This is a genomic window from Streptomyces sp. GbtcB7, assembly GCF_019091445.1.
In the GTDB taxonomy this organism is placed as follows: domain Bacteria; phylum Actinomycetota; class Actinomycetes; order Streptomycetales; family Streptomycetaceae; genus Streptomyces; species Streptomyces mirabilis.
Map to the genome: position 1 here is coordinate 126,793 of NZ_JAGXJM010000015.1, position 24,486 is coordinate 151,278.

The 24,486-nt window shown below is 71.3% G+C and carries 25 protein-coding genes; 10 read left to right on the forward strand and 15 right to left on the reverse strand.

Annotated elements, in window-relative coordinates; translation table 11 throughout:
* The first annotated feature begins 43 nt into the window (after nucleotides 1–43).
* The gene (locus tag KVT44_RS24765) at nucleotides 44–664 is read left to right on the forward strand and encodes a helix-turn-helix domain-containing protein (protein WP_217568622.1); all 621 of its coding nucleotides are present in this window, start codon (nucleotides 44–46) and stop codon (nucleotides 662–664) included.
* Nucleotides 665–710: 46 nt separating this feature from the next.
* On the opposite strand, the gene KVT44_RS24770 is transcribed toward KVT44_RS24765, so the two are convergent.
* Nucleotides 711–1,550: an oxidoreductase gene (locus tag KVT44_RS24770; RefSeq protein WP_217568624.1), complete on the reverse strand. Its 840-nt coding sequence runs from the start codon at nucleotides 1,548–1,550 to the stop codon at nucleotides 711–713.
* A gap of 154 nt (nucleotides 1,551–1,704) precedes the next feature.
* Between KVT44_RS24770 and KVT44_RS24775 the strand changes: the two genes are divergently transcribed.
* The 3 genes from KVT44_RS24775 to KVT44_RS24785 all read left to right on the forward strand — a co-directional run bounded on the left by KVT44_RS24775 (nucleotide 1,705) and on the right by KVT44_RS24785 (nucleotide 3,313).
* Nucleotides 1,705–2,313 carry a TetR family transcriptional regulator gene (locus tag KVT44_RS24775; protein ID WP_217568626.1) on the forward strand — a complete coding sequence of 203 codons (609 nt, stop codon included), beginning with the start codon at nucleotides 1,705–1,707 and terminating at the stop codon, nucleotides 2,311–2,313.
* 170 nt (nucleotides 2,314–2,483) lie between these two features.
* On the forward strand, nucleotides 2,484–2,777 hold the full coding sequence (locus KVT44_RS24780; protein ID WP_217568628.1) for an Ada metal-binding domain-containing protein: 294 nt from the start codon (nucleotides 2,484–2,486) through the stop codon (nucleotides 2,775–2,777).
* Entirely contained in the window at nucleotides 2,774–3,313 is a 540-nt protein-coding gene (locus KVT44_RS24785; protein WP_217568629.1) for an ABC transporter substrate-binding protein, read from the forward strand. The genes KVT44_RS24780 and KVT44_RS24785 overlap by 4 nt, the downstream gene beginning before the upstream one ends.
* Before the next feature lie 31 nt (nucleotides 3,314–3,344).
* Here the strand turns inward: KVT44_RS24785 and KVT44_RS24790 are convergent, their stop codons facing one another.
* Both KVT44_RS24790 and KVT44_RS24795 read right to left on the reverse strand, forming a co-directional pair.
* Complete coding sequence (locus KVT44_RS24790; protein WP_099918748.1) at nucleotides 3,345–4,271, reverse strand: GlxA family transcriptional regulator; 927 nt, start codon at nucleotides 4,269–4,271, stop codon at nucleotides 3,345–3,347.
* Nucleotides 4,268–4,819, reverse strand: coding sequence for a cysteine hydrolase family protein (locus KVT44_RS24795; RefSeq protein WP_121418098.1), 552 nt, complete (start codon nucleotides 4,817–4,819; stop codon nucleotides 4,268–4,270). The genes KVT44_RS24790 and KVT44_RS24795 overlap by 4 nt, the downstream gene beginning before the upstream one ends.
* A gap of 123 nt (nucleotides 4,820–4,942) precedes the next feature.
* On the opposite strand from KVT44_RS24795, the gene KVT44_RS24800 reads away from it, so the two are divergent.
* Complete coding sequence (locus KVT44_RS24800; protein WP_308314088.1) at nucleotides 4,943–5,500, forward strand: DinB family protein; 558 nt, start codon at nucleotides 4,943–4,945, stop codon at nucleotides 5,498–5,500.
* A 62-nt stretch (nucleotides 5,501–5,562) separates the two neighbouring features.
* On the opposite strand, the gene KVT44_RS24805 is transcribed toward KVT44_RS24800, so the two are convergent.
* The 4 genes from KVT44_RS24805 to KVT44_RS24820 form a co-directional block, all read right to left on the reverse strand.
* Nucleotides 5,563–5,985 (reverse strand): pyridoxamine 5'-phosphate oxidase family protein, encoded by a 423-nt coding sequence (locus KVT44_RS24805; protein ID WP_190170505.1) that lies wholly within the window; start codon nucleotides 5,983–5,985, stop codon nucleotides 5,563–5,565.
* Nucleotides 5,986–6,106: 121 nt separating this feature from the next.
* Nucleotides 6,107–6,793, reverse strand: a complete 687-nt coding sequence (locus tag KVT44_RS24810) for a pyridoxamine 5'-phosphate oxidase family protein (RefSeq protein WP_217568634.1) — start codon at nucleotides 6,791–6,793, stop codon at nucleotides 6,107–6,109.
* Nucleotides 6,794–6,811: 18 nt separating this feature from the next.
* Nucleotides 6,812–7,882, reverse strand: a complete 1,071-nt coding sequence (locus KVT44_RS24815; RefSeq protein ID WP_217568636.1) for a zinc-dependent alcohol dehydrogenase family protein — start codon at nucleotides 7,880–7,882, stop codon at nucleotides 6,812–6,814.
* 70 nt (nucleotides 7,883–7,952) lie between these two features.
* Entirely contained in the window at nucleotides 7,953–8,144 is a 192-nt protein-coding gene (locus tag KVT44_RS24820; protein ID WP_099918753.1) for a hypothetical protein, read from the reverse strand.
* 46 nt (nucleotides 8,145–8,190) lie between these two features.
* Between KVT44_RS24820 and KVT44_RS24825 the strand changes: the two genes are divergently transcribed.
* Nucleotides 8,191–8,775, forward strand: a complete 585-nt coding sequence (locus tag KVT44_RS24825; protein ID WP_217568638.1) for a DUF3592 domain-containing protein — start codon at nucleotides 8,191–8,193, stop codon at nucleotides 8,773–8,775.
* Between the two features lie 44 nt (nucleotides 8,776–8,819).
* Here KVT44_RS24825 and KVT44_RS24830 read toward each other — a convergent pair whose 3' ends face one another.
* Nucleotides 8,820–9,728 carry a universal stress protein gene (locus KVT44_RS24830; RefSeq protein WP_217568640.1) on the reverse strand — a complete coding sequence of 303 codons (909 nt, stop codon included), beginning with the start codon at nucleotides 9,726–9,728 and terminating at the stop codon, nucleotides 8,820–8,822.
* Nucleotides 9,729–9,927: 199 nt separating this feature from the next.
* Between KVT44_RS24830 and KVT44_RS24835 the strand changes: the two genes are divergently transcribed.
* The 3 genes from KVT44_RS24835 to KVT44_RS24845 all read left to right on the forward strand — a co-directional run bounded on the left by KVT44_RS24835 (nucleotide 9,928) and on the right by KVT44_RS24845 (nucleotide 11,926).
* Entirely contained in the window at nucleotides 9,928–10,392 is a 465-nt protein-coding gene (locus KVT44_RS24835; RefSeq protein ID WP_217568642.1) for a Crp/Fnr family transcriptional regulator, read from the forward strand.
* A 28-nt stretch (nucleotides 10,393–10,420) separates the two neighbouring features.
* Nucleotides 10,421–11,083 carry a CBS domain-containing protein gene (locus tag KVT44_RS24840; RefSeq protein ID WP_217568644.1) on the forward strand — a complete coding sequence of 221 codons (663 nt, stop codon included), beginning with the start codon at nucleotides 10,421–10,423 and terminating at the stop codon, nucleotides 11,081–11,083.
* A gap of 141 nt (nucleotides 11,084–11,224) precedes the next feature.
* Nucleotides 11,225–11,926, forward strand: coding sequence for a response regulator transcription factor (locus KVT44_RS24845; RefSeq protein WP_217568646.1), 702 nt, complete (start codon nucleotides 11,225–11,227; stop codon nucleotides 11,924–11,926).
* Between the two features lie 120 nt (nucleotides 11,927–12,046).
* On the opposite strand, the gene KVT44_RS24850 is transcribed toward KVT44_RS24845, so the two are convergent.
* From KVT44_RS24850 to KVT44_RS24865, 4 genes are all read right to left on the reverse strand, one after another.
* On the reverse strand, nucleotides 12,047–13,807 hold the full coding sequence (locus KVT44_RS24850; RefSeq protein ID WP_217568649.1) for a GAF domain-containing protein: 1,761 nt from the start codon (nucleotides 13,805–13,807) through the stop codon (nucleotides 12,047–12,049).
* 90 nt (nucleotides 13,808–13,897) lie between these two features.
* The gene (locus KVT44_RS24855; protein WP_217568651.1) at nucleotides 13,898–16,276 is read right to left on the reverse strand and encodes a glycoside hydrolase family 65 protein; all 2,379 of its coding nucleotides are present in this window, start codon (nucleotides 16,274–16,276) and stop codon (nucleotides 13,898–13,900) included.
* Between the two features lie 2 nt (nucleotides 16,277–16,278).
* Complete coding sequence (locus tag KVT44_RS24860; protein ID WP_217568652.1) at nucleotides 16,279–17,022, reverse strand: HAD family phosphatase; 744 nt, start codon at nucleotides 17,020–17,022, stop codon at nucleotides 16,279–16,281.
* Between the two features lie 97 nt (nucleotides 17,023–17,119).
* Nucleotides 17,120–19,519 carry a phosphoketolase gene (locus KVT44_RS24865; protein WP_217568654.1) on the reverse strand — a complete coding sequence of 800 codons (2,400 nt, stop codon included), beginning with the start codon at nucleotides 19,517–19,519 and terminating at the stop codon, nucleotides 17,120–17,122.
* Nucleotides 19,520–19,604: 85 nt separating this feature from the next.
* Between KVT44_RS24865 and ppk2 the strand changes: the two genes are divergently transcribed.
* Complete coding sequence (gene ppk2 / locus KVT44_RS24870; RefSeq protein ID WP_217568656.1) at nucleotides 19,605–20,408, forward strand: polyphosphate kinase 2; 804 nt, start codon at nucleotides 19,605–19,607, stop codon at nucleotides 20,406–20,408.
* A gap of 5 nt (nucleotides 20,409–20,413) precedes the next feature.
* Here ppk2 and KVT44_RS24875 read toward each other — a convergent pair whose 3' ends face one another.
* The 3 genes from KVT44_RS24875 to KVT44_RS24885 all read right to left on the reverse strand — a co-directional run bounded on the left by KVT44_RS24875 (nucleotide 20,414) and on the right by KVT44_RS24885 (nucleotide 24,353).
* A complete protein-coding gene (locus KVT44_RS24875; protein ID WP_217568658.1) occupies nucleotides 20,414–21,295 on the reverse strand; it encodes a universal stress protein in 882 nt (293 codons plus the stop codon).
* 213 nt (nucleotides 21,296–21,508) lie between these two features.
* Nucleotides 21,509–22,390, reverse strand: a complete 882-nt coding sequence (locus KVT44_RS24880) for a universal stress protein (protein WP_217568660.1) — start codon at nucleotides 22,388–22,390, stop codon at nucleotides 21,509–21,511.
* Nucleotides 22,391–22,613: 223 nt separating this feature from the next.
* Nucleotides 22,614–24,353 (reverse strand): SulP family inorganic anion transporter, encoded by a 1,740-nt coding sequence (locus KVT44_RS24885; protein ID WP_217568662.1) that lies wholly within the window; start codon nucleotides 24,351–24,353, stop codon nucleotides 22,614–22,616.
* Nucleotides 24,354–24,486: the final 133 nt, after the last annotated feature.

Below are 24,486 nucleotides of genomic sequence, written 5' to 3' on the forward strand. Positions count from 1 at the left end.
ACCCGCCGCCCACCAAATTTGCGAAGGCTGCAAACTGGACCCCATGGACGCGGAGCTGGAACAGATCATCGACGGCATAGGCCCCCGGCTGCGCACGCTGCGCCGGGACCGCGGGCTCACGCTGGAGGCGCTCGCGGCGACGACCGGAATGTCGGTGAGCACGCTGTCGCGTCTCGAGTCGGGCAAACGGCGCCCGACTCTGGACTTGCTCATCCCGCTCGCGCGTACGCACCGCGTCGCACTCGACCAGCTGGTGGCCGCGCCGGCCACCGGCGATCCTCGGGTACATCTCAAGCCCTTGCGCAAGGGTCACGGCAGCGTCCTTGTGCCTCTGACGCAGTACCCGGGTCGGGTGCAGGTGTTCAAGCAGGTACTGGCTCCGCGCGAGCCGGTGTTGGTGACCCATGACGGTTACGAGTGGCTCTACGTCCTCGCGGGCGAACTGCGCCTCATCCTCGGAAAGCAGGACTGCACACTCCACCCGGGCGAAGTGGCCGAGTTCGACACGAGAGAACCCCACTGGTTCGGTCCGGCGAACACCAGCGCCGTCGAGATCCTGCACCTGTTCGGACCGCGAGGCGATCAAGCCGTGGTCCGCGCGAAACCCTCCCCCTCCGATTCCGACCAGGCGACCGCCACGATCCCGCCGTCAACAACGTCATGAGTCACAACTCCCGGTCCGATGGGCGCACTCCGACCCGTCGTCGCCGTCATTCGCCCGCGGGAAAGTCCGCCGAGCGGCTGATGTCGGCCCACCGCTCGGCTTCGGCGGCACGGGTACGGGAGGCGTTGGCGGCCATCTCGACGGCTCCGGCGCCGAGCAGCAGGCGCAGCGGCGGTTCGTCGAGCCCGACGAGGTCGGTGATGATCTTGGCTGCCCGGGCCGGGTCTCCGGGCCAGGTGGCGGCGGTCTGTTCGCGGTAGCGGTTCATCGCGCCAACGGTTTCTTCGTAGGCGGGGCTTACGGGCAGGGCGGTCATGGACGAGCCGCCCCAGTCGGTGCGGAAGCCACCGGGCTCGATGATGGTCACCTTGATTCCGAGGGGCCCGACCTCGGCGTTGAGGACTTCGGAGAAGCCTTCGACCGCGAACTTCGCGGTCTGATAGGCGCTCAGGCCCGGTGATCCGCCCACGCGTCCGCCGATGGAGGAGAACTGGAGGAAGTGGCCGGAACCCTGGCGGCGGAGTACGGGCAGGGCAGCCTTGGTGACGTTGACGACGCCGAACAGGTTCGTCTCGATCTGGGCCCGGAAGTCCTCGTCCGGCATGTCCTCGATGGCGGCGCTGTTGGCGTACCCGGCGTTGTTCACGACGACGTCGAGCCTGCCGAAGGCGTCCAGGGCCAGTTGCACGGCGGCGCGGGCTGCTGCCGGGTCGGTGACCTCGAGGGCGACGGCGCGGACCCGGTCGCCGTAGCGCTCGACGAGGTCCTTGAGCTGTTCGGGGCGGCGGGCAGTGGCCACGACACGGTGGCCGTTGTCGAGGACGTGGCGGGCGAGTGCCCTGCCGAAGCCGCGGGAGCTGCCGGTGATGAGCCAGGTCTTGGTCATGAGGTTTCTTCGCTTCCGGGATGGCGCTGGCTGGAGAAGTGGGTGATGCGCGGGAACTGCAGGGCTGTACCCCTGCTAACTAAACAGTCATTTATATAGTGCGGCCGGCCGTGAGGCGTGTCAAATAAACAGTTAGTTGCACTACTCTGGGGTCATGCCCCAGCACCAGCCCCCGCCCCGCCCCCGGGACTCCGAGGCCTCCAAGGCCCGCTTGCTCAAAGCCGCGACGGACGAGTTCGCGGCCCGCGGCATCGCCGGTGCCCGAGTGGATCGCATCGGCGCCGCGGCAGAGGTGAACAAGGCCCTCATCTACACGTACTTCGGCAACAAGGAGCAGTTGTTCGACGCCGTCATGGATGCGCATGTCGCCCGCGTCCTCGACGAGGTCCCTTTCACGCCCGAGGACCTGCCGGGCTACGCGGGCCGCCTGTTCGACTTCCTCCTCGCCAACCCGCACCAGCTACGGCTGGCCACCTGGCACCGCCTCGAACGCTCGGGCACCGACCACGAGCCGCAAGGGCTGGGAACCTCCATGCGGCAGAAGACCGCCGCGATCACCCAGGCGCAGACCGACGGCCTGCTGACCACGACCTTCACCCCTGAAGACCTGCTCGTCTTCACCCTCGCCCTCGCCAACGCATGGATGCCCACCAGCCCCATGGCCAACGACCAGGCGGCCGAGCAGACCCGACAGCACCGCGCCGCGGTCGTCGAGGCCGTCCGACGCCTCGTCGCGGGAACCCCGACAACCCAGGCTTCCTAGGAAACGCGGAGGCCGAGGGATCCGCCGTCGGCGTGGGCAGCGGTCGCCGTCAGCGCCATGGCACCGCCGTCTCCACAACGTGACGTCCGAATCCCGCCGGGCATGGCGATCCACAAGCCGCAAGGTTGGGGGCGCACCACCACTTGTGACCTTGGAAGGGATCGAGATCGATGACGCCCGCCGCCGCGCACCGCCCGTACACACTGCTCGGCCCGGACGGGCAGCTCTGCCGGAGCGGGACGCCGGGCACGCTCGGCGGGCACCGGCGCGGACGCCTCTACGGGCGTCTCGACTGCCCTTCCGCCCTCCGGGCCATCGCCCGCGGCCACTACGCCGAGCACCGCGTGTTCTTTCCGGACGAGGCCACCGCGATCGCCGCCGGATACCGGCCCTGCGCGGTCTGCCTGCCCGGCGAGTACGCCCGCTGGAAAACGACCCGGGAAAGCAACGGCGCCTCGTCATGAGCATCCGCGCCGAGCGGGAACGGTCCCGCTCACCCCTGATCGGTGCCGCCGAGCTGGTCGAGTTCGGCGACCTGTCCGCGACTACGCCGCACACGGAGGCCGAACTCGCGGCTCTCATCGGCCTGTTGACCGTTGCGAAGTCACGGATCGAGACCGTGACCATCGGCCACAGCCGCGATGCGGATTCCCTGGCGGCCGCCGAAGCCTTCGCCGCCGCGTGGGAGGCGCGTGGCGGAAAGGTCCTCGCGTCGGTGGACTGGCCGGAGGCCGCCGCATCCTGGCTGCGCCCCGCCAGAAGGCTGACTGCCGAGGCACCCGACGCCTGGGTCATGGCCGCGGCCCCGCTCGGCTTCGCCCAACTCGCCCGCCGTCTGCGCCACTCCACCGACTGGGACCCGGCGCGCACCTTCGCCTTCGCCTCTCTGCGGGACTCCCGCCTCCCCGCGCTCACAGGCCAGGACACCCTGCACGGCCTGCGCGGGGCGACCACCGACGGCGCTACCTGGCACGTCCGCGACCGCTGGGTCATGTCCTAGGTCATGAGAGGCCGTGCCGAGCCGGAACGGCTCACCCCGTCGCCTCGGAAGGCGCTCGGGAACGCAGCCGGCGGAGCATCCGAACGTCCTGGAAGCCCACCTCGCGGGCCGCGGCTTCCACCGTTGTGCCGTGGCCGATCAGGTGCTCCGCGCGTTCCACTCTCAGGGTCTGCTGGTAGCGCAGCGGCGTCAGGCCGCCTGTGGCTCGGTGAAACATCCGGGTCAGCGTGCGTTCGCTGACGCCGACGCTGGCGGCCACGTAGGCCAGCGGCAGTGGTTCGGCGAATCGCGCGTCGATGAGGTCCTGAGCGCGGTGGACGGCGTCGTCGAGGTGGGACCGGTGCCGGAGCATGGCGCTGGCCTGCGGCTCGTGGCCGTTGCGGCGGGCGTAGACGACCATGTCCCGCGCCACCTGGGCGGCGAGTGCGGGACCGTGGCGGACGGCCAGCAGGTGCAGCGCCAGGTCGATGCCGCTGGCGATACCGGCCGACGTCACCACCCGGTCGTCGGTGGTGAACAGCACATCCCGCACCACGATCGCCCGGGGGTGGCGGGCCGCCAGCTCGTCCTGGACGTGGTGGTGCGTGGTGCACCTGCGCCCGTCCAGCAGCCCGGCCCGGCCGAGGGCCTCGGCCCCGGCACACACACTGGCGACAACGCCCCCGGCGGTGTGGTGGGCGCGCAGCCGCTCCAGCACGTACCGGCTCAGCTCGGGGCCGCCGCGCAGTGTGGACGCCCTCCACCCCGGCACCACCACCAGGTCGTCGGCGCTCAGCTCCGGCCACTGGGTGTGGGCGGCCAGCGGCAGGCCCTGGGCGCTGCACACCTGTTCCTGGTCGGCGACGTAGCTCAGCCGGTAGGGCTGTCCGAAGTCCCCCGCCATGCTGAAGACCTGGGCCGGTCCGGCGAGGTCGAGCAGGTGGACTCCGGGTACGAGGACGAAGACGACATGGCTCACGCCTCGGATGCTCCCAGCTCCGCCTCCCGTTCGGCCACCGTGGAGATCCGGGCGAACCGGTCGCGCAGGACGGCCTCCGTGCGCTCGATGATCGCGTCGGCGCTCAGGTCGCCGATCGGATTGGTGGTGGTGGCGTCGGTGACGAAGACCATCCGGTATCCGAGGTCGCTTCCCACCCGGGTGGTGGTTTCCACGCACTGCTCGGTACGGATGCCGCAGACCGTCAGCTCGCGCACGCCCGCCTCGGTGAGCAGTTGTTGCAGATGGGTGGTGGTGAAGGCGTTGTGGGAGGTCTTGTGCAGGACCGGTTCACCGGACTGCGGCTGCTCCAGTTCGTCCAGCAGGCGGACGTGCCCCTGGGCCGGGTCGAAGACGCCGCCGCTGCCGGGCTCGGTGTGGAGGACCCAGACGACCAGGTCACCGTTGGCGCGGGCGAGTCGCACCAGCCGGTTGACCGGTTCCGCGATCTTCGGATTGGCGATCTGCTCCCACAGCGGGCGGGCTCGGAAGGATTCCTGGACATCGATCACGATCAGCGCTCGGTTCATGCCTCCCATTCTGACCTGGCCGGATACCGGATCCGCAGGCCTGATCCAGGCCGGCACCGGAACGATCCGGTCAGCGGTGTGAGGGATCGGTGCGAGGGATCGCAGAAAATGGGACGCGGCGTTGTGCCGTCTCCGACAGGCTGGCGCGTCGGGCCCCCAAGGACCGGCAGTTCGTCAGCCACACGAGTTCGAATGATCGTGGTCATGGACAGCGGTGACGGGACGGACACCCAGGTCGGGCCCATGACCGACGAGGAGTACTTCTGGGAGCCGGTGCCGGGCTGCTGGTCGGTCCGGTGGCGTGCGGACGGGCCCGGGCCGCGCGCGACCCTGCTGGCCGGCACCGGTGACTGGGGGCGCGACGCCGCGCCCTACCCGCATCCGTGGCCGCCGCCCTTCACCACCATCGCCTGGCGCCTGAGCCACCTGAGCGAAATGCTGACCCTGCGCGCCGACCACACGGCCGGCAGCCACGCGCTGACCCGGGACGTCTGTCCCGTCAGCGGTGACGTCACGGGAGCGGTCGCCGCGCTCGACACCGTGGGGTACTGCACCTACCCGCACGGCAGCGACGCCGACGAACCCTTCATCGACGTCGTGTGGTGGGTCAACCAGGAGCTGCTGCACCACGGAGCCGAGATCGCGCTGATACGGGACCTGTATCGCGCCGGACAGCGCTGATCCGGCCGCCGACCGGCCGTCGGACCGAGCACGCGGTGCCGGAACACACACCGGCCGGTCTCTCAGTACGCGGCGAGCCCTGCGACGAGTTGACGGCCGGTCACCAACTCGGGCTCGATGCGGATGAAGACCTCCTCGGGTGCGGACACCCATGAGCGCGGGCCGGTCAGGGCCAGTCGGCCGTGCTCCACGGGATCGGTCACCACCGTCGCGCGGCCGGTGACCACTACACTCCAGCCGGAGTGCGCCGTCGCATCCACCTCGTCCGCCTCGAACGCGATCACCACGCCGTCGACCGCGGCGGCCAGTTCCGAGTCGGCGGAAGTACGCATCAGTACCGCGGAGTCGACGTCCAGGCAGAAGTTGACCGGCAGGACCGCGGGCAGGGCGTGGCGCGTGTGGACGACGCGACCGATCGGTGCCCGCTCCAGCAGACGCAGGCACTCCTCGCGGTCGAGTTCACGGAAGCCGTCGTTGGCGTTCATCGCCGGGTCCAACCTTCACGGGGTACAGCGGTACGCGTTTCAGCGTGTGGGGCGGGGGCGCCGGGAAGAGGGCCCACCGGCACGGGGCGGCCGGTGGAGCGACGTCCCTCGATGCCAGCGGTCAGGGCACATCGATCCGGCGCCCGGTGACGGCGACCGGATCGACGCACACCCAGAGGGACCGCTCGCCGCCCGCCCACGGATCGCTGTACGCGCGTTCCTCCAGCCGGCGCGCCGCGTCCGCGTCCGTCACGGCCCGCGCGCGGCCCCGCACAAGAACGCTCCAGCCCTGGCTGAGCGCTTCGTCGATGTGGTCCACCTCGAAGGCCACGTCGGTTCCGACGGCCTTGGCGGACGTCGTGCCCGGTGCCGTCCGGAAAGCGATCGCACCGTCGACGACGCTGTAGTTCAGGGGAACGATCTGCGGCCCTTCGGCGGTCTCTGTCGCCAGTCTTCCCACTCCGTGTGTCGACAGCCGTGCCCGGCACTCCTCCGCACTCAATTCGACCAGCTCGGCGTGGTGGGCAGCTCGGCCGGTCCCGGGTGGCAGGTCCGCCTCGCCACCGCGCAGAGCCGCGACGCTCGTCTCGAGAACGTCGGCGAGCCTGATGAGAACGCCTGGGCCCGGAGTGGCGGTGGACTGTTCCTCCAGGTACCGGACGTAGCCGGGAGCCGTGCCCGCCCGGTAGGCGGTCTCCTCCCGGGTCAGGCCCAGTTCCTCACGCCGTCGGGCGATACGGCGACCGATGTCGCCCCGCACGCTGTCCGCGGTGGCCGACACGGCGTTCGGCGATGTCTGTTCACTCATGGCCGTCACTTCCTCCTGTCAGGGCGTCCTGACTGTCAGGGCGTCGTGCTGCGGTGCGCCGAGGACGACCTTGAGCGCGCCTGTGTCGGCGGCCCGCGAGAAGACGTCGTACGCCTCCTCCATCGCGTCCAACGGGAAGGTGTGGGTGACCAGGGACGACGTGGGCAGTTGCCCGGCGGCCGTCATGCGCAGCAGGGTGGGCGTGGAGTACGTGTCGACCAGACCGGTGGTGATCGTCACGTTCTTGCTCCACAGGTCTTCGAGGTGGAGTGTCACGGGCTTGCCGTGCACGCCGACGTTGGCCACGTGCCCGCCGGGCCGCACCATGCGCGTACACGCCTCGAAGCTCGCGGGCACCCCCACCGCCTCGATGACCACATCGGCCCCCAGGCCCTCGGTGAGGTCGGCGACCAACTGCTCCGCCTCCTCCCCCGCCGCGGCCACGGCGTCGGCGCCGAGGCGCTTGGCGGCGTCCAGCCGGGCCGGGGCCAGGTCCACGGCGATGATCTTCCCCGGGGTGAACAGCCGGGCCGTGGCGATCGCGGCGAGCCCGATCGGCCCCGCTCCGACCACGACGAGGGTGTCCGCGGGCCGTACCCGCCCGTTCAGCACGCCCACCTCGTAGGCGGTGGGGAAGATGTCGGCCAACAGCACGGCGTCCTTGCTGTCCACCGCGCCCGGCAGCACATACGTCGACAGGTCCGCATGCGGTACGCGGACGTACTCGGCCTGCGTGCCGTCGATCAAGTGGCCGAGGATCCACCCCCCGCCACCGCGGCACTGCCCGTACATCCCTTCCCTGCAGTAGCGGCAGCGGCCGCACGTGGTGATGCAGGAGACCAGGACACGGTCACCGGGGCGGACCGTGCGGACGTCGCCGCCCGTGTCGACGATCTCCCCGACGGCTTCGTGTCCGAGTACGGTGCCGGGCCGCACCTCCGGTACGTCACCCTTGAGGATGTGCAGGTCGGTCCCGCAGATCGTGACGGCGTCGACGCGGACGATCGCGTCGGTGGCATCCTGGATTCCGGGGTCCGTGACCTTCTCCCACGCGGACTCTCCGGAACCGTGGAACACGAGTGCTTTCATGACGATCCCTTCCTGGCTCTTGCGGATGCCGGTCGCGGGGCACTACGGCGAGCGGGCGCCCCTTGCCGCGTCACCACCGCTTGCCGTCGAAGTCGTCGACTCCGACGATGGTGGTACGCCGTTCGACGGCCTGTTCGCGCATGGATCGACCTCGTATGTCCAGCCTGAGCGTGACCGTCGCCGTCCGCTTGGGCCGGTCGGTCCCCATCTCGGGACCGGACGGGGCCGCGACGGCGCCCGGTCGGCCTCTGCCGCCGCGCATTCGCCGACGCGACCGTCCAGTCCATGACGACGAGGAGGTGCGTCGGATGCACAGGACCGAGCGTGTGAGGCAGCTGCTGTGGCGCTGGCGGGACAACCCCCTGCGCCGGCACGACGACATCGTCGAGGCCTGGATCGTGCTGGCCGTGTGGCTGGTCATCGCGATAGGCGGCACCCTGACCGGGCTGCTGACGGCCCATGCCGCCGACGCGTCCTTCGCGCGGCTTCGGCACGAGCGGCACGCGGTGCAGGCCGTCCTCGTCGCGAGCACGGCCCGGACGGTGGGGATCGGGGCGGATACGCCCTACGACCGTGTCCGGGCGACGGTCCGCTGGACGGCGGCGGACGGCTCGACCCATACCGGCCGGGCCCTGGTGGACTACGGCCACCGGGTCGGATCGAAGGTCGTCGTCTGGCTGAACAGCAAGGAGCAGCTCACCACGCAGCCGCCGACCGCCTCGGCGGCTGACGTCGAGGCAGCCTCGCTCGGCGCCGCGGCCGGGGTCGCCTTCAGCGGCCTGGCCTTCGCCGCCGGGCGCGTCGCACGGTGGCGGCTCGACCAGCGGCGCTACGACCAGTGGGGGCGTGAGTGGGACCAGGCCGGACCACAGTGGCGACGCAAGACCACGTGAGACACGGCACGCCTGGTCATCTCTCACTCGTCCTCCAGGGCTGTTCAGCCGTGCGGGACGACGGCGACGGGGCAGGGAGCGTGGTGCAGTACGGCGTGCGCGACGGAGCCGAGGTGGGTGCCGAGCCGGGTCTGGCGCACCCGGCGTCCCACCACGAGAAGGGCCGCGCCGGCCGAGGCGTGGATCAGCTCGCCGGCCGCGCGCCCCTCGGTGACGGTCTCGGTCACGGCGACCGCGGGGAACTTCTCGCACCAAGGGCGCAGCGTCACGACCACGGCGCGCTCGTGCTCGGCGCGCAGCCCGGGGTCGTTCTCGGGGGCGAGCCTGTCGATCGCCGCGTAGGCGGACGGACCGCTGAAGGCATGGACCACGCGGAGCGGGGCGGCACGGCGTCGGGCGGCGTCGAAGGCGAACTCGATCAGTTCGTCGCAGGGCCGGTCCGTGTCGAGGCCGAGCACGACATCGCGGTACGGGGTCTCGGGTATCTCGTCGGGGGAGATTCCGTCCACCGCCGAGAAGTGCTCGTCGGCGGTGCACTCCCCCGCCCGCACCAGCACCACGGGACGCGGTGACCTTGCGACCACCCGCTGAGACACCGACCCGGTCAGGAAGCCCGCGACGCCGCTGATCCCGTGGGAGCCGAGGACCAGCAGATCGGCCTCTTCGGCCGCCGCGAGCAGGACTTCGACCGGTGCGTCGGCGACCGAGTGGGTGATGACCTGCAGGCCGCTGTGCGCGGCGCGCATGCTGTCCGACGCCTGCGCCAGCATGTCCTCGGCCCAGGACCGCTGCGACATGTCCGCGGGCACGGTCGGGGCCGGCCGCGGCTGCCACTCCCAGGCGTGCACCAGGCGCAGCGCCCTGCCTCGGCGCAGGGCTTCTCTGGCCGCCCAGTGCGCGGCGGCCAGGCCCTCGGGAGAACCGTCGATCCCTGCGGCGACGTGTCGAAGCATGGTCCGCACCTCCCTGCGCGCATGCCGGTGGATTCCCCTTGTCCCCTCAAGTCTGGTACCGGGCCGGCCCGGGCGCAGGGGCCGGGCAGGCCCTGCCGAGGGGCCCTTCGGCCCATGGTGGAAGCGGGGCCCCGAGAAAGAGATTGGAGGTGGCCCGGTCGCGCTCCTGGAAGAGGAGCTCGAGGAAGAGGACACGATCATGAACGCTTCCCCCACTTCCAGCATGCTGCGGGCGTTGCCCGCCGAGCACGGCGAACGACTGATGCACAGCGCCCGGGAGGTGTCGTTCCCTCTGGGAACCCGCCTGTTCGAGGAGGGACGGCGAGCGGACCGGTTCTGGATCGTCCGTACCGGCACGGTGGCCCTCGACATGCGCGTGCCGGGCCGCCGCGCGGTCGTGATCGAGACCGTCGGGCACAACGAACTCGTCGGCTGGTCCTGGCTGTTCGGACCGCACACCTGGCATCTGGGCGCCGAGGCGACGAGCCCGGTGCGCGCGTACGAGTTCGACGCCGAAGTCGTACGCGCCATGTGCCGGGCCGATCCGGCGCTGGGCATGGCCGTGAGCCAGTGGGTGGGAGACACGGTCGCCCGTCGGCTGCGGTCGGCCAGGACCCGGCTGTTGGACATGTACGCGCCCTACGGCAGCGGAAGTCTTCGCTGACCGCGTCGCCATCCACCGAGGAGTCACCGTGCACGGCAACCCGCACCTCGTCAGCGACGTGATGACCCATACCGTCGCCGCCGTCGGCCGCAAGGCGAACTTCAAGGAGATCGTGCGGTTGATGGAGCAGTGGAAGGTCAGTGCCCTGCCCGTCCTGGAGGGCGAGGGCCGGGTGGTCGGCGTGGTCTCCGAGGCCGATCTGCTCCCCAAGGAGGAGTTCCGCGACAGCGATCCGGACCGGTACACGCAGTTGCGGCGGCTCTCCGATCTCGCCAAGGCCGGCGCCGTGACCGCCGAGGACCTGATGACGGCCCCAGCATTCACCGTCCGGGCGAACGCGACTCTCGCGCAGGCCGCACGGACGATGGCGCACGCCAAGGTCAAGCGGCTGCCCGTCGTCGACGACATGGGTCTGCTCGAGGGCGTCGTCAGCCGCGGCGACCTTCTGAAGGTGTTCCTGCGGGACGACGAGGACATCGCCGAGGAAGTGCGCCGCGAGGTGGTGTCGTATCTGTTCCGTGCGCCGTCGTCACCGGTACGGGTACAGGTGCACGACGGGGTCGTCACCCTCGCCGGACGTGTCCGGGACACCTCGTTGGTGCCCGTGGCCGCGCGCCTGGTGCGGGCCGTCGAAGGGGTGGTGGACGTGGAGTTCGAGCTCACGGGACCGGCCCGCGGACCGGAGCGGTGACCGGGGACCGGGGACCGATTTGACGGCCGCAGTCAAGTTGGGCCGGTCGGCCCTAGTGAGTTGGGCCCCGGAGCGTGATGATCGTCGTCACAGCCGGCTCGTGGTCCACAGTCCGCCACTGAAACCGAACAAGGGGTCGTCATGGCCGAGACGCGCACCTTCACGGAACAGAACCCCATCCGGGTCTTCCTGCTGGACGACCACGAGGTGGTGCGCCGCGGTCTGACCGATCTCCTGGACGCCGAGCCGGACATCTCGGTGGTCGGCGACGCGGGCAGCGTCGAGCACGCGCTGGTGCGCGGCCCGGCGCTGCGACCGGACGTGGCCGTCCTGGACGTACGCCTGCCGGACGGCGACGGGATCAGCGTCTGCCGGGAACTGCGCAGCCAGATGCCGGAGCTGGCCTGTCTGATGCTGACGTCGTTCGACGACGAGGAGGCCCTGCTCGACGCGATCATGGCCGGAGCCTCGGGTTATGTGCTCAAGCAGATCAAGGGCTCGGATCTGGTCTCGGCGGTACGCACCGTGGCGTCCGGTCAGTCGATGCTGGACCCCACGACGACCGCCCGGCTGATGCGGTCGTTGCGCGCGGACCCCACCGAGTCCCCGACACTCGCTCCCGAACTCGCCGGCCTCTCGCCCCGCGAGCGCGACATCCTCGCGCTGATCGGGGACGGGCTCACCAACCGTGAGATCGGCAAGAAGCTCTACCTGTCCGAGAAGACGGTGAAGAACCACATCTCCCGGCTGCTGGCCAAACTCGGCGTGCAGCGCAGGGTCCAGGCGGCGGTCCTGGCCAGCCAGCTGGAGCACCCCGGCACCGCCGACCACCAGAGCCGCTGACCCCAGGGAACACCCCTTCAGGACGGCGGGGAACTGCGCTACCGGCCCCCAGCACCCGCAGCCCTAGGCGCACCCGCACCCGCACCCGCAGAACACCGGACGCACAGGTCGCCGACAGTCTCAGCCATGCGCCGGACCGCCCCCCGGGCCCGCGCCGGGTGCGCTCACCGGTACCCGCCACACCAGCCGTGTACCGCCGCCCCCGGGCCGTTCGCCGAGCGTCAGTACGCCCCCGAGGGCGATGGCCCGGTCCTCGATGTTCTTCAGCCCGCTGGGTCGCACGTCGGCCGGCACCCCACAGCCGTCGTCCGTCACGGTGAGCGTCAACTCGCCACCGGCACACTGGAGCCGGACGTCCACTGCGTGTGCCCCGGAGTGCCGGGCCGCGTTGCTCAGCGCCTCGCCGAGCACCGCGACGGCGTGGTCGGCGATGTCGCCGGGGACTTCGGTCTCGACGAGCCCCTCGATCCGCAGCGCGGGCGCGAACCCGAACGACGTGGTCGAGGCCGTGACCGCCTCGGAGACCCGGCTGCGCAGACCGTCGCCGTCCCGGCCGGCCCCGCCGTGCGTCCGCAGGCCGAAGATCGTGGACCGGATGATCTTGATGGTGTCGTCGAGGTCGTCGACGGTCCGTGTCAGTCGCTCCATGCCCTCGGCATGCTCCATGAAGCGCTGGGCGCTCTGCAGTGTCATGCCGGCCGCGAAGAGCCGCTGGATGGCGAGGTCGTGCAGGTCCCGGGCGATGCGGTCGCGGTCCTGGAGCAACGCGATCTGTTCCGCGTCCCGCCGTCGCTCGGCCAGCTCCAGCGCCAGCGCGGCCTGGTCGGCGAACCCGAGCAGCGGTCCGGTGTCCGCGTCGCCGAACGGTGTGCCGCCCCGCAACCGCCCCAGCAGCAGCACGCCCCGCGCCTTGCCGCTGGTACCGAGCGGCACCGCGACGACGGGTCCGAGCCCGGCCCACTGGGCTTCGCCCTCGCCCACGCGGGGATCGTGTTCGATGTCGGCGCTGACCACCGGCTCCGCGGAGCTGAGCGCGGCTCCGACGAAACCGCCCCTGGCCGGCATCACCAGACCGCCGCGCTCCTCCGCGCCGAGCCCGACGGCCAGCGCCGGCCGTAGCTCCTCCTCGCCCGCCACGCGCTCCGCGATCAGCCCCATGTCCGCGGAGACGATCTTCCGCGCCTCGTCGACGATCAGCTCCAGCACCTCCGCGCCCGGCGCGCCGGTCAGCAGGACGCTGGTGACCTTCCCGCTGGCCCGCTGCCAGCGTTCGCGGAGCCTGGTCTCCTCGTACAGCCGCGCGTTCTCGATGGCGACGCCTGCGGCCACGGCCAGCGTCGCCAGGACGGACTCGTCCTCGGCGTCGAACTCCCGCTCGTCGCGCTTCTCGGTGAGGTACAGGTTCCCGAACACCTCGTCCCGCACCCGGATCGGTACGCCGAGGAAGGAGTGCATCGGCGGGTGGTGGGCGGGGAAGCCGTACGACTCGGGGTGCTCGGAGAGCTCCGGCAGCCTCAGGGGCACCGGGTGCCGGATCAGCTCGCCGAGGAGTCCGTGCCCGCTGGGCAGCGCCCCGATCTCGGACCGCCGCTCATCGTCGATGCCGACGGTGATGAACGCGGACAGCTTCCGGTCGCCGCCGATCACGCCCAGCGCCCCGTACTCGGCGTCCACCAGGACGACGGCGGCCTCGACGATGCTGCGCAGTACCTGCGGCAGGTCCAGCTCCCGGCCGACCGACAGGACGGCCTCCAGCAGGCTGTGCAGGCGGTCCCGAGTGCCGCGTACGGCGGCGATGCGTACCTGCAGCTCGCCCAGCAGCTCGTCGAGCCGAAGCTTGGGCAGATGCTGCTCGGATCCCCCGCGTGTGTCCGCGCCCATCGCTTCCTCCGGCCCATTCGGCGGACAAGAGGCCGCACACCAGTCCGCCTGCCCTCACCGTACTGCCTGGCGCCCCGTGGGACCGTCCGATCACTGGTCCGGCAGGGTGAGGGCGCAGGACTCCCCCGGTGCTACGGACACGGTGCGGTCCGCGAGGACGATGTCGATCGGATCCTGGTCGGACGCGGGCACTGACAGCATCAACTGGTCTGCGGTCAGGTGCAGTTGTACGCCACGATGGCCCCGGTAGCGCATGGCGAAGCCGTACTCGGAGAACTCGGGCAGCGGCACCGGATCGAACCGCAGCGCGCCGCCCCGGGTCTCCAGACCGGTCAGGCAGCGCTGGACGAGATCGAGGGTGCCGGCCATGGCACCGAGGTGGATGCCCTCCCCCGTGGTGCCGCCCTGCAGATCGGCGACGTCCCCGGCCAGGGCCTCGTGTACGAACGTCCACGCCTCGGCGCGCCGTGCCCGGGCCAGCACCCACCCGTGCACCAGGCTGCTCAACGTCGAGCCGTGACTCGTGCGGCGCAGGTAGTGGTCGACGGTGCGCCGCCAGACGGTGTCGTCCACCTCGTGCCCCAGCCTGCGGAAGAGCCCGCCCAGCTCGGCGGGCGAGAAGAGGTAGCCCAGCATCAGGACGTCCGCTTGTTTGGACGCCTGGTAGCGGTTGACGCTGTCGCCCTCGGCCTCCAGGATCCGGTCGAGCCGCCGGATGTCGCCGTAGCGGGTCCGATAGCCGTCCCAGTCCAGCTCCTCCAGCGCGCCGAAGCCCTCGAACTGGCTGATCACCCCGGCGTGGAAGGGCACGTACAGCTTCCGGGAGACCTCCTGCCAGCCGTCGAGTTCGGCGGCGTCGAGGCCGGTGCGCTCGCAGAGGTCCCGGCGCGGCAGTTCGGGCAGGTCGTAGAGGACATCGAGGGTGCGGGCGATCACCCAGGCCGCGGTGACGTTGGTGTACGCGTTGTCGTCGAGTCCCGGCCGCTCGGCGCCGGGGTAGGCGTCGTGGTACTCGTCGGGGCCGACGACGCCACGGATCCTGTACCGGCCGAGCGTCCCGTCGTACGCCGCGAGGCCGGCCCAGAAGCGGGCGATCTGCACGAGCATCTCGATGCCCTTGGTGTGCAGGAACTCGGTGTCGCCGCTCGCCTCGCAGTACTGCCACACGTTGTACGCGATCGCCGAGCCGACGTGGTGCTGGAGCCGCGAGTGATCGGGCAGCCAGCGCCCCGAACGCGGGTTGAGGTGCAGTTGCTGGGTCTCCTCCCGGCCGTCGCTGCCGCTCTGCCACGGGTACATCGCACCGGTGTGCCCGGCGTCGACCGCGGCCCGGCAGGCCTGCTCGAGGCGGCGGTGGCGGTAGGTGAGCAGGGCGCGGGAGACCTCGGGGAAGTGCAGGTTGAGGTACGGCAGGACGAACAGCTCGTCCCAGAAGACGTGTCCGCGGTACGCCTCGCCGTGCAGACCGCGCGCCGGTACGCCGACGTCCAGCTCCGCGGTGTGCGGGGAGAGCGTCTGAAGCAGGTGGAAGAGGTGCAGCCGCAGCACCGGGCCCGCACTGTTCGGCACGTGCAGCTCGGCGTTGCGCCACAGCTGTTGCCAGGCCGTGCGATGGGAGTCCAGCAGGGTCACGAAGTCCGGAGCGCGGCCGACCCGGTCGAGGGCGGCGTGCGCCGGCTCCTCGATGGCCGGGTCGTGGGAGGTGTGCAGGGCGACGGTCTTGTCGAGCGTGACCGTCCGGCCGTCGGCCAGGGAGAGCCGCAGCAGCCGAGCCGCCCGCGCGTCCTCGTGTGCGTCCACGGTCCGGGCGGGTACGTCGGTGACCGTGCGGGCCGCCAGGCCGATCCTGATGTCGGAGGTGCTGGTCCGGCACTCCAGCCAGATCGTGTCCGGCGCCGCGGTGCCGGTCCGGACGTCCGTGAGGTGCCGCGAGGCGAGGGAGCGGTAGCGCTCCACTCCGGTGTTGGCGACCCTCCCGTCGAGCGCCGTCTCGACCTCGATCTCCCCGGACCAGCCCTGAGCCGTCAACTCCGTGCTCAGCAGCGCCAGATGGGGGTCGGCCATGTGGACAAGGCGCACCTGCCGTACGGCGAGGCACCGGCCCTGCCCGTCCTCGTAGCGCAGCGTGCGTTCCAGTGTGCCCGCGCGCAGGTCCAGGGTCTGGCGGTGGTCGAGGAGCTTGTGGGTGTCGGGCGTGAGCCAGTTCCCGGCGGTGGTGCGCACGCGAAGTGGCAGCCAGTTGGGGAGGTTGACCATGTCCTCGTTCTCGACCCGGTGTCCGGCCACGTCCGAGGTGAGGCGGTTGTAGCAGCCCGCCGCGTACGTGCCCGGGTAGTGGACGGGGTCCGCCGCGCACTCGGGAGCCGCGCCCCGGGTGGCGAAGTAGCCGTTGCCGAGGGTGCACAGCGCCTCGCGCAGCCGCTCCTGCGCGGGCTCGTAGCCTTCGTACGCCCAGGTCCAGTCGGACATCCTCAGGCCTCCGTCTGTGTGAGCAGCTCCGCGAGGTCCTCGACCACCAGGTCCGCGCCGTGCTCCATCAGGGCGGTCCGGGTGGCCGGGGTGCGGGCGCGGTCGACGCCCACGACGAGTCCGAATCCGCCGCGTCGCCCGGCCTCGACTCCGGCGAGGGCGTCCTCGACGACGGCGGCCTGTTCGGCGGGGACCCCGAGGCGGCGGGTCGCTTCCAGGAAGAGAGCGGGGTCGGGCTTGCCGGGCAGGCCGAGCCGGGCCGCCTCCTCTCCGTCCACCAGAGCGTCGAAGAGACCGCGTACTCCCGCCTGTTCGAGGAGTTCGCCCGCGTGCCGGGAGGCGGAGGCTGCGGCCAGCGGGATCCCGGTGGACCGCAGGGCGCGCAGCAGGCGGACGGTGCCCGGGTAGGCGTCGACGCGCCCGGCGCGCAGCCGCTCGGTGAACAGCCGTTCCTTGTGGGCGGCGACGGCCCGGATCTCGGCGTCGGAGGGCCGCAGCCCCCGGGCTTCGAGGAAGGCCGCGGTTCCGTCGAGGCGCGACTTGCCGTCGACGTGGCGCAGATAGTCCTCGCGCGGGTCGAAGGGGCGCTCGCCGCGTGGGCGCAGAAAGGCGTCGAAGGCCGTCTTCCACGCGGCGGCGTGCAGCCGCGCGGAGTCCGTGATGACGCCGTCGGTGTCGAGGACCATGGCCCGCGTCCCCCGCAGCGCACGGGGTACGCGGGCCCTGTCGTTCCGCTCCGCGCTCATCGGTCGTCGGCCGCCCTCATGTCGATGCCGATGCGTACGGTCATGGCGTTGAACTCCCTTGTGGGGTGCCGGATTTCGGCCGGAGTGGGGTGGGGGCTCAGCCGCTCCAGGTCCAGTCGGCGACTTCGGGCAGGTCGGTGCCGTGTTCGCGGATCCACGCGTGGTGGCGGGTGCGGACGTCGGCCATCTGCTGGCGGACGGCGGCGGCGCGGACGCCGAGGCCGGGGACGCGGTCGATCACGTCCATGACGAGGCGGTAGCGGTCCATGTCGTTGCGGACGACCATGTCGAACGGGGTCGTGGTGGTGCCCATCTCCTTGTAGCCGCGTACGTGCAGGTTGGCGTGGCCGGTGCGGCCGTAGGCGAGCCGGTGGACCAGCCAGGGGTAGCCGTGGTACGCGAAGATCACCGGCTTGTCGGTGGTGAACAGCCCGTCGTATTCGAAGTCGTGCATCCCGTGCGGGTGTACCTCGCGCGGCAGCAGCCGGGTCATGTCGACGACGTTGACGACGCGGACGGCCAGCTCGGGCAGATGGCGGCGGAGCAGGTCGGAGGCGGCCAGGATCTCCTGGGTGGGGACGTCGCCCGCGCAGGCGAGGACGACGTCCGGTTCGCGGTCCCCGTTCGCCGAGCCCGCCCACTCCCAGATCCCGGCACCGCGGGCGCAGTGGTCGCGGGCCTGGTCCATGGAGAGCCAGTCGAAGCAGGGCTGCTTGCCCGCGACGACGACGTTGACGTAGTCGCGGCTGCGCAGCACGTGGTCCGCCACCGACAGCAGGGTGTTGGCGTCAGGCGGCAGATAGACCCGTACGACCTCGGGGCTCTTGTTGAGGACGTGGTCGACGAAGCCGGGGTCCTGGTGCGAGAAGCCGTTGTGGTCCTGGCGCCAGACGTGCGAGGTGAGCAGGTAGTTGAGGGAGGCGATCGGGGCGCGCCACGCCAGCTCCCTCGACGTCTTGAGCCACTTGATGTGCTGGTTGACCATCGAGTCGACGATGTGCACGAACGCCTCGTAGCAGGAGAACAGCCCGTGCCGGCCGGTCAGTGTGTAGCCCTCCAGCCAGCCCTGGCAGAGGTGTTCGGAGAGGATCTCCATGACGCGGCCGTGCCGGTCCAGGTGCTCGTCCACCTGGAGGGTCTGCGCCTGCCAGGCCTTGCCGGTGGCGCCGAAGACGGCTCCCAGCCGGTTGGAGGCGGTCTCGTCGGGGCCCACCAGGCGGAAGTCCCGGCGGTGGGAGGTGTCCTTCATGACCTGTTCGAGGAGGTCGCCGAGAACCCGGGTGGGCTCGTGCAGGGTGGCGCCCGGTTTGTCGACGGGGACGGCGTAGCGGTCGAGGGACGGGATGGGCAGATCACGGACGAGCAGGCCGCCGTTGGCGTACGGGGTGGCGCCGAGTCGCTTCGATCCGTCGGGTACGCCGGCGAGGACGTCGGCGACGGGGCGCCCCTCGGCGTCGAAGAGTTCCTCGGGACGGTACGAGCGCAGCCAGGTCTCCAACTGCCGCAGGTGTTCCGGGTTCTCGCGGACCGCGGCCAGCGGCACCTGGTGGGCGCGCCAGGTGCCTTCGACGGGCAGGCCGTCGACCTCCGCCGGTCCCGTCCAGCCCTTCGGGGTGCGCAGCACGATCACGGGCCAGCGCACCCGCTCGGGCACGCCGTCCTCGCGGGCGGTGCGCTGCATCAGCGCGATGCTGTCCAGGGCCCGGTCGAAGGCGTCCGCCATCGCGCGGTGGACCTCGTGCGGGTCGTCGCCGGCGACGTGGATCGGGTCGTGGCCGTAGCCGCGCAGCAGCTCGTCGAGTTCGGCCTCCGGGATCCGGGACAGGACGGTCGGGTTGGCGATCTTGTAGCCGTTGAGATGCAGGATCGGCAGCACGGCGCCGTCGTGGACCGGGTCGAGGAACTTGTTGGAGTGCCAGGACGCGGCCAGCGGCCCCGTCTCCGCCTCCCCGTCACCGATGACGCAGGCGACCAGCAGGTCCGGGTTGTCGAAGGCGGCCCCGTAGGCGTGCGCCAGCGAGTAGCCGAGCTCACCGCCCTCGTGGATCGAGCCCGGGGTCTCGGGCGCGACATGGCTGGGCACCCCGCCGGGGAACGAGAACTGCCGGAACAGCCGCTCCATGCCGGCCGCGTCCCGCGAGACGCTCGGATACGTCTCGCTGTAGGTCCCCTCCAGCCAGGAGTTGGCGAGGACCGCGGGCCCGCCGTGTCCGGGCCCCCACACGCACAGCGCGTCCAGACCACGGGCCTTGATCACTCGGTTGAGGTGCGTGTGCACCAGGTTGAGGCCGGGTGAGGTGCCCCAGTGGCCGAGCAGCCGCGGCTTGATGTGCGCGGGGGTCAGGGGTTCGGTCAGCAGCGGATTGGCGAGCAGGTAGATCTGGCCCACGGCAAGGTAGTTGGCGGCTCGCCAGTGGGCGTCCAGGGTGCGCAGTTCCTCGTCGGTCAGTACGGTGCTGTCCTGGTGTTCGACCTTGGGCGGTTCGACCTTGGGCATGGTGACTCCGTAAGTCATCGAGGTGCGTCACGAGGCGTGTCGCAGGGCGTGGCATCGGTGTGCGTGATCGAGCGGAGGAGGCGGCATGGCCGGCCAGAAGACGGCGAAGGTGCCGATTGCGGCGTACGAGCGGGAGCTGCTGCGCCTGCAGACGGAGCTGGTGAAGCTTCAGGAGTGGGTGCGTACCGAGAGCGCTCGGCTCGTGGTGGTCTTCGAGGGCCGGGACGCGGCGGGCAAGGGCGGCACGATCAAACGGGTGTCGGAGCTTCTCAACCCGCGCGTCGCACGGACCGTGGCGCTGCCCAAGCCGACCGAGCGCCAGCGCACCCAGTGGTACTTCCAGCGGTATGTCGAGCATCTGCCCGCCGCCGGGGAGATCGTGCTGTTCGACCGGAGCTGGTACAACCGCGCCGGCGTCGAGCAGGTCATGGGCTTCTGCACGAAGGAGGAGCACCAGCTCTTTCTTCGCCAGTGCCCGATCTTCGAGCGGATGCTCGTCGAGGAGGGGATCCTGCTGCGCAAGTACTGGTTCTCGGTGAGCGACGCGGAGCAGCAGAAGCGGTTCCGGCGCCGGCTGAAGGATCCGACGCGGCGCTGGAAACTGTCGCCGATGGACCTGGAGTCGATCACCCGCTGGGAGGCGTACTCCCGGGCCAAGGACGAGATGCTGGTGCACACGGACGTCTCGGAGGCTCCGTGGTACATCGTGGAGAGCGACGACAAGCGCCGGGCCCGCCTGAACATGATCGCCCACCTGCTCGGCTCCGTTCCGTACCACGAGGTGAAGCCACCAGTTCTCGAACTGCCGCCCCGGCCGCCGTCGACCGGCTATGTGCGCCCGCCGCGCGATCTGCAGACCTACGTCCCCGACCACGCGGCGACCCTCTGAGTCGCTCATCCCCGTTGCGGTACGACGGCGACCGGGCAGGCGCAGTGGTGCAGGAGCGTGTGGGCGACCCGGCCGAGCTGGAGCCCGGCGAGTCCGTGGTGACGCCGGACTCCGACGACCAGCAGGTCGGCGCCGTCCGAGGCGTCGAGCAGGATCCGGCGAGCGCTGCCCTCGGCGGTCCTGCGGTGCAGATCCACCGCGGGATGCCCGGCCGCGGCCTTGCTCAGCGCCGACTCCATGATCTCCGCGGCCCGCTGCTCGTGCAAACGGGCCGGTTCTCCCTCGAGCAGAGGGTCGTCGGCGCTCTCGTACACCGGGCAGCGCCAGGCCCGTACGGCGTCCAGGGTGGCCTCGCGGACCTCGGCCTCCTCGAAGGCGAACCGGGTGGCCGCCGTGCCGTGCGGTCCCTCGCCGACTCCGAGGACCACGCGCCGGTGCGTCTTGGTCCCTGCCTGGTTGTCCTGGTCGCCGCGCAGCACGATCACCGGGCAGGCGGCGCGGCCGGCGACCGTGAGGCTGACCGAGCCGAGCAGCAGTTCGGCGAGGCCGCTGCGGCCGCGCGACCCGAGGACCAGCGCGGCGGCGGTGTGCGCCTCGTTCAGCAGCACGCTCGCCGCGTCGTCGGGCAGGACGTCGGTGGTGACCTTCACCTCGGGGGCCCGGCGGTGGGCCCGTCGCGCGGCGGCCTCGACGATGTCGTCGGCCATCACCTGCTCCGAGGACCTGCCGAGGCCCTCGGCGAGCGCGGCTCCCTCGTAGCGCTCCCACAGCGACGCGTACACCAGGCGCAGCGGTGCGCCACGCAGCGCGGCGTCGGCCGTCGCCCAGTCCACGGCGCGCAGGCTGGGCTCCGAGCCGTCGACGCCCACGACCAGGGGCAGCTCCACCGTCCTCACCGTCCTTCGCCTGAGACGAGGGGCCGGGACTCGCGGATGACCCGGATGGTCCCGTGCGCGGGCACCGCCACCATGACAAGTCTCCCTCCACGCTCGTACGACTGCCGCATTCACGGGCGTCTCTCCTCGGATGGTGAGGCGTGCCTGATGGTGAGTCGTGTCGGTTGATCGGTTGTGTCGTCGGGTGATCGGTCGTGTCGGGCCTCAGTCGTGCGGGACCACGGCGACGGGGGCGGTGGCGTGGTGCAGTACGGCATGGGTGACCGGCCCGATGTGGGCGCCGAGCGCCGAACGGCGGATACGGCGGCCGACGACGACCAGGGAGGCCTCCGCGGAGGCGTCCACGAGGTGGTTGGCCGCCTTCCCGGACAGGGAGTCCTCGACGACGTCCACCGTCGGGAACTTCTGCCGCCACGGCCGCAGCACCTCGCTCACGGCGGCGGCCTCCTCCGCGCCGATCTGGGCGTTCAGTGCCAGGTCCGGGGGCATGCCGTACGCGATGTAGGGCGGCTCGTTCCAGCCGTGGACGACACGCAGGGAGGCGGCGCGCAGGACGGCCGCCTCGAAGGCGAAGCCGATCAGGGTGTCGTCGGGGGCCGTGGTGTCGAGTCCGAGCACGACGGGGCGCGGGGCCGGAACGCCGGAGTCGGTGCCCGAGGTGTCTTCTTCGGCCCGTACGAGGACGACCGGACGCTCGGCGTGGGCCACGACGGCCAGGCCGACGGAGCCGACCACGAAACCGCCCATCCCGCTCAGTCCACGGGATCCGAGGACCAGCGGTTCGGCGTCCTTCGCGGCGTCGGTCAGCACCTCGGCCGGCCTCCCGGTGACCTGCTCGACGAGCACCTCGACCTCCGGGTGGGCCGCCCGCAGTTCCCCGGCCGCTTCACGAGGTATGTGTTCGCTCCACTGCTGACGGGTCTCCGGGCCGAGCAGGGGGGCCTGGGCGATGGGGGTCGGAGCGGGCTCCCAGACGTTGACCAGCTTCAACGGCAGCCCGCGCAGCTTCGCCTCCCGGGCCGCCCAGTCGGCGGCGACACGGCTCTCGGGCGAGCCGTCGAGGCCTACGGTGACGGTGCGGGGCATGATCTCCACCTCCTGGACCGGGATCGCTCGATCCCTCTTCCAGGGTCGTGTCGTGGGGGTTCGCGGTGCAGGGGCCGCAGGTCCCCGGAAGGGGCCGATCGGCCCTATGGACCCGCGGGGCGAGCGTGGGAGGGCGGCCCTGTCCGCAGGGGCTGTTGGGCTTGTCCCGCACGACTGCGTCCAGAGGCACCGGCTCGCCCCGATGCCTCTTCGAGGAAGCCGACTACGTCTCCCTCTCCAGGTAGCGGCCTCCGCGCCGGAGCCACTCCCGGTAGGCGGCCAGGGCCGTGGGCAGGGTCGGGAAGATCCGGTCGGTGCCGATGGCCTCGGTCAGCCCGAAGGCGTCGAGGTCGTCGCGCAGGTCCTGTTTGACGCGGGCGAGCGCGAAGACGATGTGACGCTGTTCGAGTTCCTGGCGCAGGGCGTCGACCGCGTCGAGCGCGGTGATGTCCACCTCGACGATGGCCTCGGTGTTGAGGACGAACCAGTCGACAGGACCTTCGTGTCGGTCGACCGCCGCCAGCGCCCGCCGCTTGAAGTCCTCGGCGTTGGCGAAGAACAGGGGCGAGTCGTAGCGGTAGACAAGCAGGCCGGGGACCGTGCGGGCCTGTGGATAGTCGTCGACGTCGTGCATGCCTGCCAGTCCCGGCACCAGACCCTCGATCGCGTCGTGCGGGCGGGCCACCCGGGTGAGCAGCTCCGCGACGGAGAGCCCGACCGCCACGAGCACGCCGTACAGGATGTCCAGGGCCAGCACTCCGGCCAGACAGCCCAGGGCCAGTAGCAACTCCCGGCGCCGGAAGGAGGCCAGCCGCCGGAACCCGGCCAGATCCATCATGCGAACCCCGGCATAGACGACCAGGGCGCCCAGCACGGTCGACGGCGTGTGCGCGAGGAGCGGGCTGAGGAACAGCAACACGGCGAGGACCACCGCGCCGGCGACGAGCGAGTACGCCTGGCTGCGGCCCCCGGCCGAGTGCGCGAGCGCGGTACGACTGGCGCTGCTGCTCACCGGGAAGCCGTGCAGCACGCCCGCGCCCAGGTTCGCGGCTCCCAGGGCCAACAGTTCCTGGTTGGGGTCGAGTTCGTCGCCGCGAGCCGAGAAGGCGCGCGCGGTGAGGATGACATCGGTGTAGCCGACCAGGAGCACGCCGAGTGCCGGCAGTACCAGTTGCGGCAGGTCTCCCGGCGTCGGCAGGCCGGGGCTTGGCAGCCCGGCCGGTACCGCGCCGATGACGGCGATGCCGTGGTCCTCGAGTCCGAAGACCGCGACGGCCACCGTGCCGAGCACCAGGGCCAGCAGGGGGCCCGGGACACCGGGGAAGAACCGCGCGACCGCGAAAAGGAACGCGATCGCCGCCACGGAGAAGATCACCGTGGCGGGATGGGCTTCTCCCAGGTTCCTCACGAAGGAGAGCAGTTGAGGAAAGAACTCGGATCCCGAGGTGCGGACACCGGTCAGTTTGGGGAGCTGGTCGACGATGATGATGAGCGCCACGCCCGTCAGGTAGCCGACCAGGATCGGCCGTGACAGAAGGTCGGCGAGGAAGCCCAGCCGTGCCACCCACGCCACCAGGAACATCGCCCCGACCACGACCGCGAGCCCGGCGGCGAGCGCGGCGTACCGGTCCGGGGCGCCCGCGGCGAGGGGCCCCACCACGGTGGCGGTCATCAGCGCGGTGGTCGACTCGGGCCCGACGGACAGCAGCCGTGACGAACCCAGCAGGGTGTACAGCAGCAGGGCGGGAAGGATCGCCCACAGCCCCGCGACCGGCGGCAGTCCCGCGAGGCCCGCATAGGCCATGACCTGCGGAACGAGATAGGCCGCGACGGTCACTCCGGCCATCAGGTCACCGCGCAGCCACGAACGGTGGTAGCCGGCCAGTACGGCGAGGCCGGGAGCCACCCGCCGCAGGAGACCGCATCGGCCCGCCCCGGCGGCCGCATCCGAGCGCTCGGACATGGGGCTCCCTTCGTCACCCCCTTCAGCATCGCCCGACGGTCGTCCCGGCGCACGGTCGTCCCGCCTCACGGCCGATCCGCCGTCGCCCGGCCGGACCGGTGAGCCGGTGGGCCGGTGGGCCCGCAGGGCCGAC

Excerpts from the sequence above, each read along its gene's own strand:
- KVT44_RS24765 (WP_217568622.1), top strand. The coding sequence starts at position 44 with ATGGACGCGGAGCTGGAACAGATCATCGACGGCATAGGCCCCCGGCTG.
- KVT44_RS24770 (WP_217568624.1), bottom strand. The coding sequence starts at position 1,550 with ATGACCAAGACCTGGCTCATCACCGGCAGCTCCCGCGGCTTCGGCAGG.
- KVT44_RS24775 (WP_217568626.1), top strand. The coding sequence starts at position 1,705 with ATGCCCCAGCACCAGCCCCCGCCCCGCCCCCGGGACTCCGAGGCCTCC.
- KVT44_RS24780 (WP_217568628.1), top strand. The coding sequence starts at position 2,484 with ATGACGCCCGCCGCCGCGCACCGCCCGTACACACTGCTCGGCCCGGAC.
- KVT44_RS24785 (WP_217568629.1), top strand. The coding sequence starts at position 2,774 with ATGAGCATCCGCGCCGAGCGGGAACGGTCCCGCTCACCCCTGATCGGT.
- KVT44_RS24795 (WP_121418098.1), bottom strand. The coding sequence starts at position 4,819 with ATGAACCGAGCGCTGATCGTGATCGATGTCCAGGAATCCTTCCGAGCC.
- KVT44_RS24805 (WP_190170505.1), bottom strand. The coding sequence starts at position 5,985 with ATGAACGCCAACGACGGCTTCCGTGAACTCGACCGCGAGGAGTGCCTG.
- KVT44_RS24810 (WP_217568634.1), bottom strand. The coding sequence starts at position 6,793 with ATGAGTGAACAGACATCGCCGAACGCCGTGTCGGCCACCGCGGACAGC.
- KVT44_RS24815 (WP_217568636.1), bottom strand. The coding sequence starts at position 7,882 with ATGAAAGCACTCGTGTTCCACGGTTCCGGAGAGTCCGCGTGGGAGAAG.
- KVT44_RS24820 (WP_099918753.1), bottom strand. The coding sequence starts at position 8,144 with ATGCGCGGCGGCAGAGGCCGACCGGGCGCCGTCGCGGCCCCGTCCGGT.
- KVT44_RS24825 (WP_217568638.1), top strand. The coding sequence starts at position 8,191 with ATGCACAGGACCGAGCGTGTGAGGCAGCTGCTGTGGCGCTGGCGGGAC.
- KVT44_RS24830 (WP_217568640.1), bottom strand. The coding sequence starts at position 9,728 with ATGCTTCGACACGTCGCCGCAGGGATCGACGGTTCTCCCGAGGGCCTG.
- KVT44_RS24835 (WP_217568642.1), top strand. The coding sequence starts at position 9,928 with ATGAACGCTTCCCCCACTTCCAGCATGCTGCGGGCGTTGCCCGCCGAG.
- KVT44_RS24845 (WP_217568646.1), top strand. The coding sequence starts at position 11,225 with ATGGCCGAGACGCGCACCTTCACGGAACAGAACCCCATCCGGGTCTTC.
- KVT44_RS24850 (WP_217568649.1), bottom strand. The coding sequence starts at position 13,807 with ATGGGCGCGGACACACGCGGGGGATCCGAGCAGCATCTGCCCAAGCTT.
- KVT44_RS24855 (WP_217568651.1), bottom strand. The coding sequence starts at position 16,276 with ATGTCCGACTGGACCTGGGCGTACGAAGGCTACGAGCCCGCGCAGGAG.
- KVT44_RS24860 (WP_217568652.1), bottom strand. The coding sequence starts at position 17,022 with ATGAGCGCGGAGCGGAACGACAGGGCCCGCGTACCCCGTGCGCTGCGG.
- KVT44_RS24865 (WP_217568654.1), bottom strand. The coding sequence starts at position 19,519 with ATGCCCAAGGTCGAACCGCCCAAGGTCGAACACCAGGACAGCACCGTA.
- ppk2 (WP_217568656.1), top strand. The coding sequence starts at position 19,605 with ATGGCCGGCCAGAAGACGGCGAAGGTGCCGATTGCGGCGTACGAGCGG.
- KVT44_RS24880 (WP_217568660.1), bottom strand. The coding sequence starts at position 22,390 with ATGCCCCGCACCGTCACCGTAGGCCTCGACGGCTCGCCCGAGAGCCGT.
- KVT44_RS24885 (WP_217568662.1), bottom strand. The coding sequence starts at position 24,353 with ATGTCCGAGCGCTCGGATGCGGCCGCCGGGGCGGGCCGATGCGGTCTC.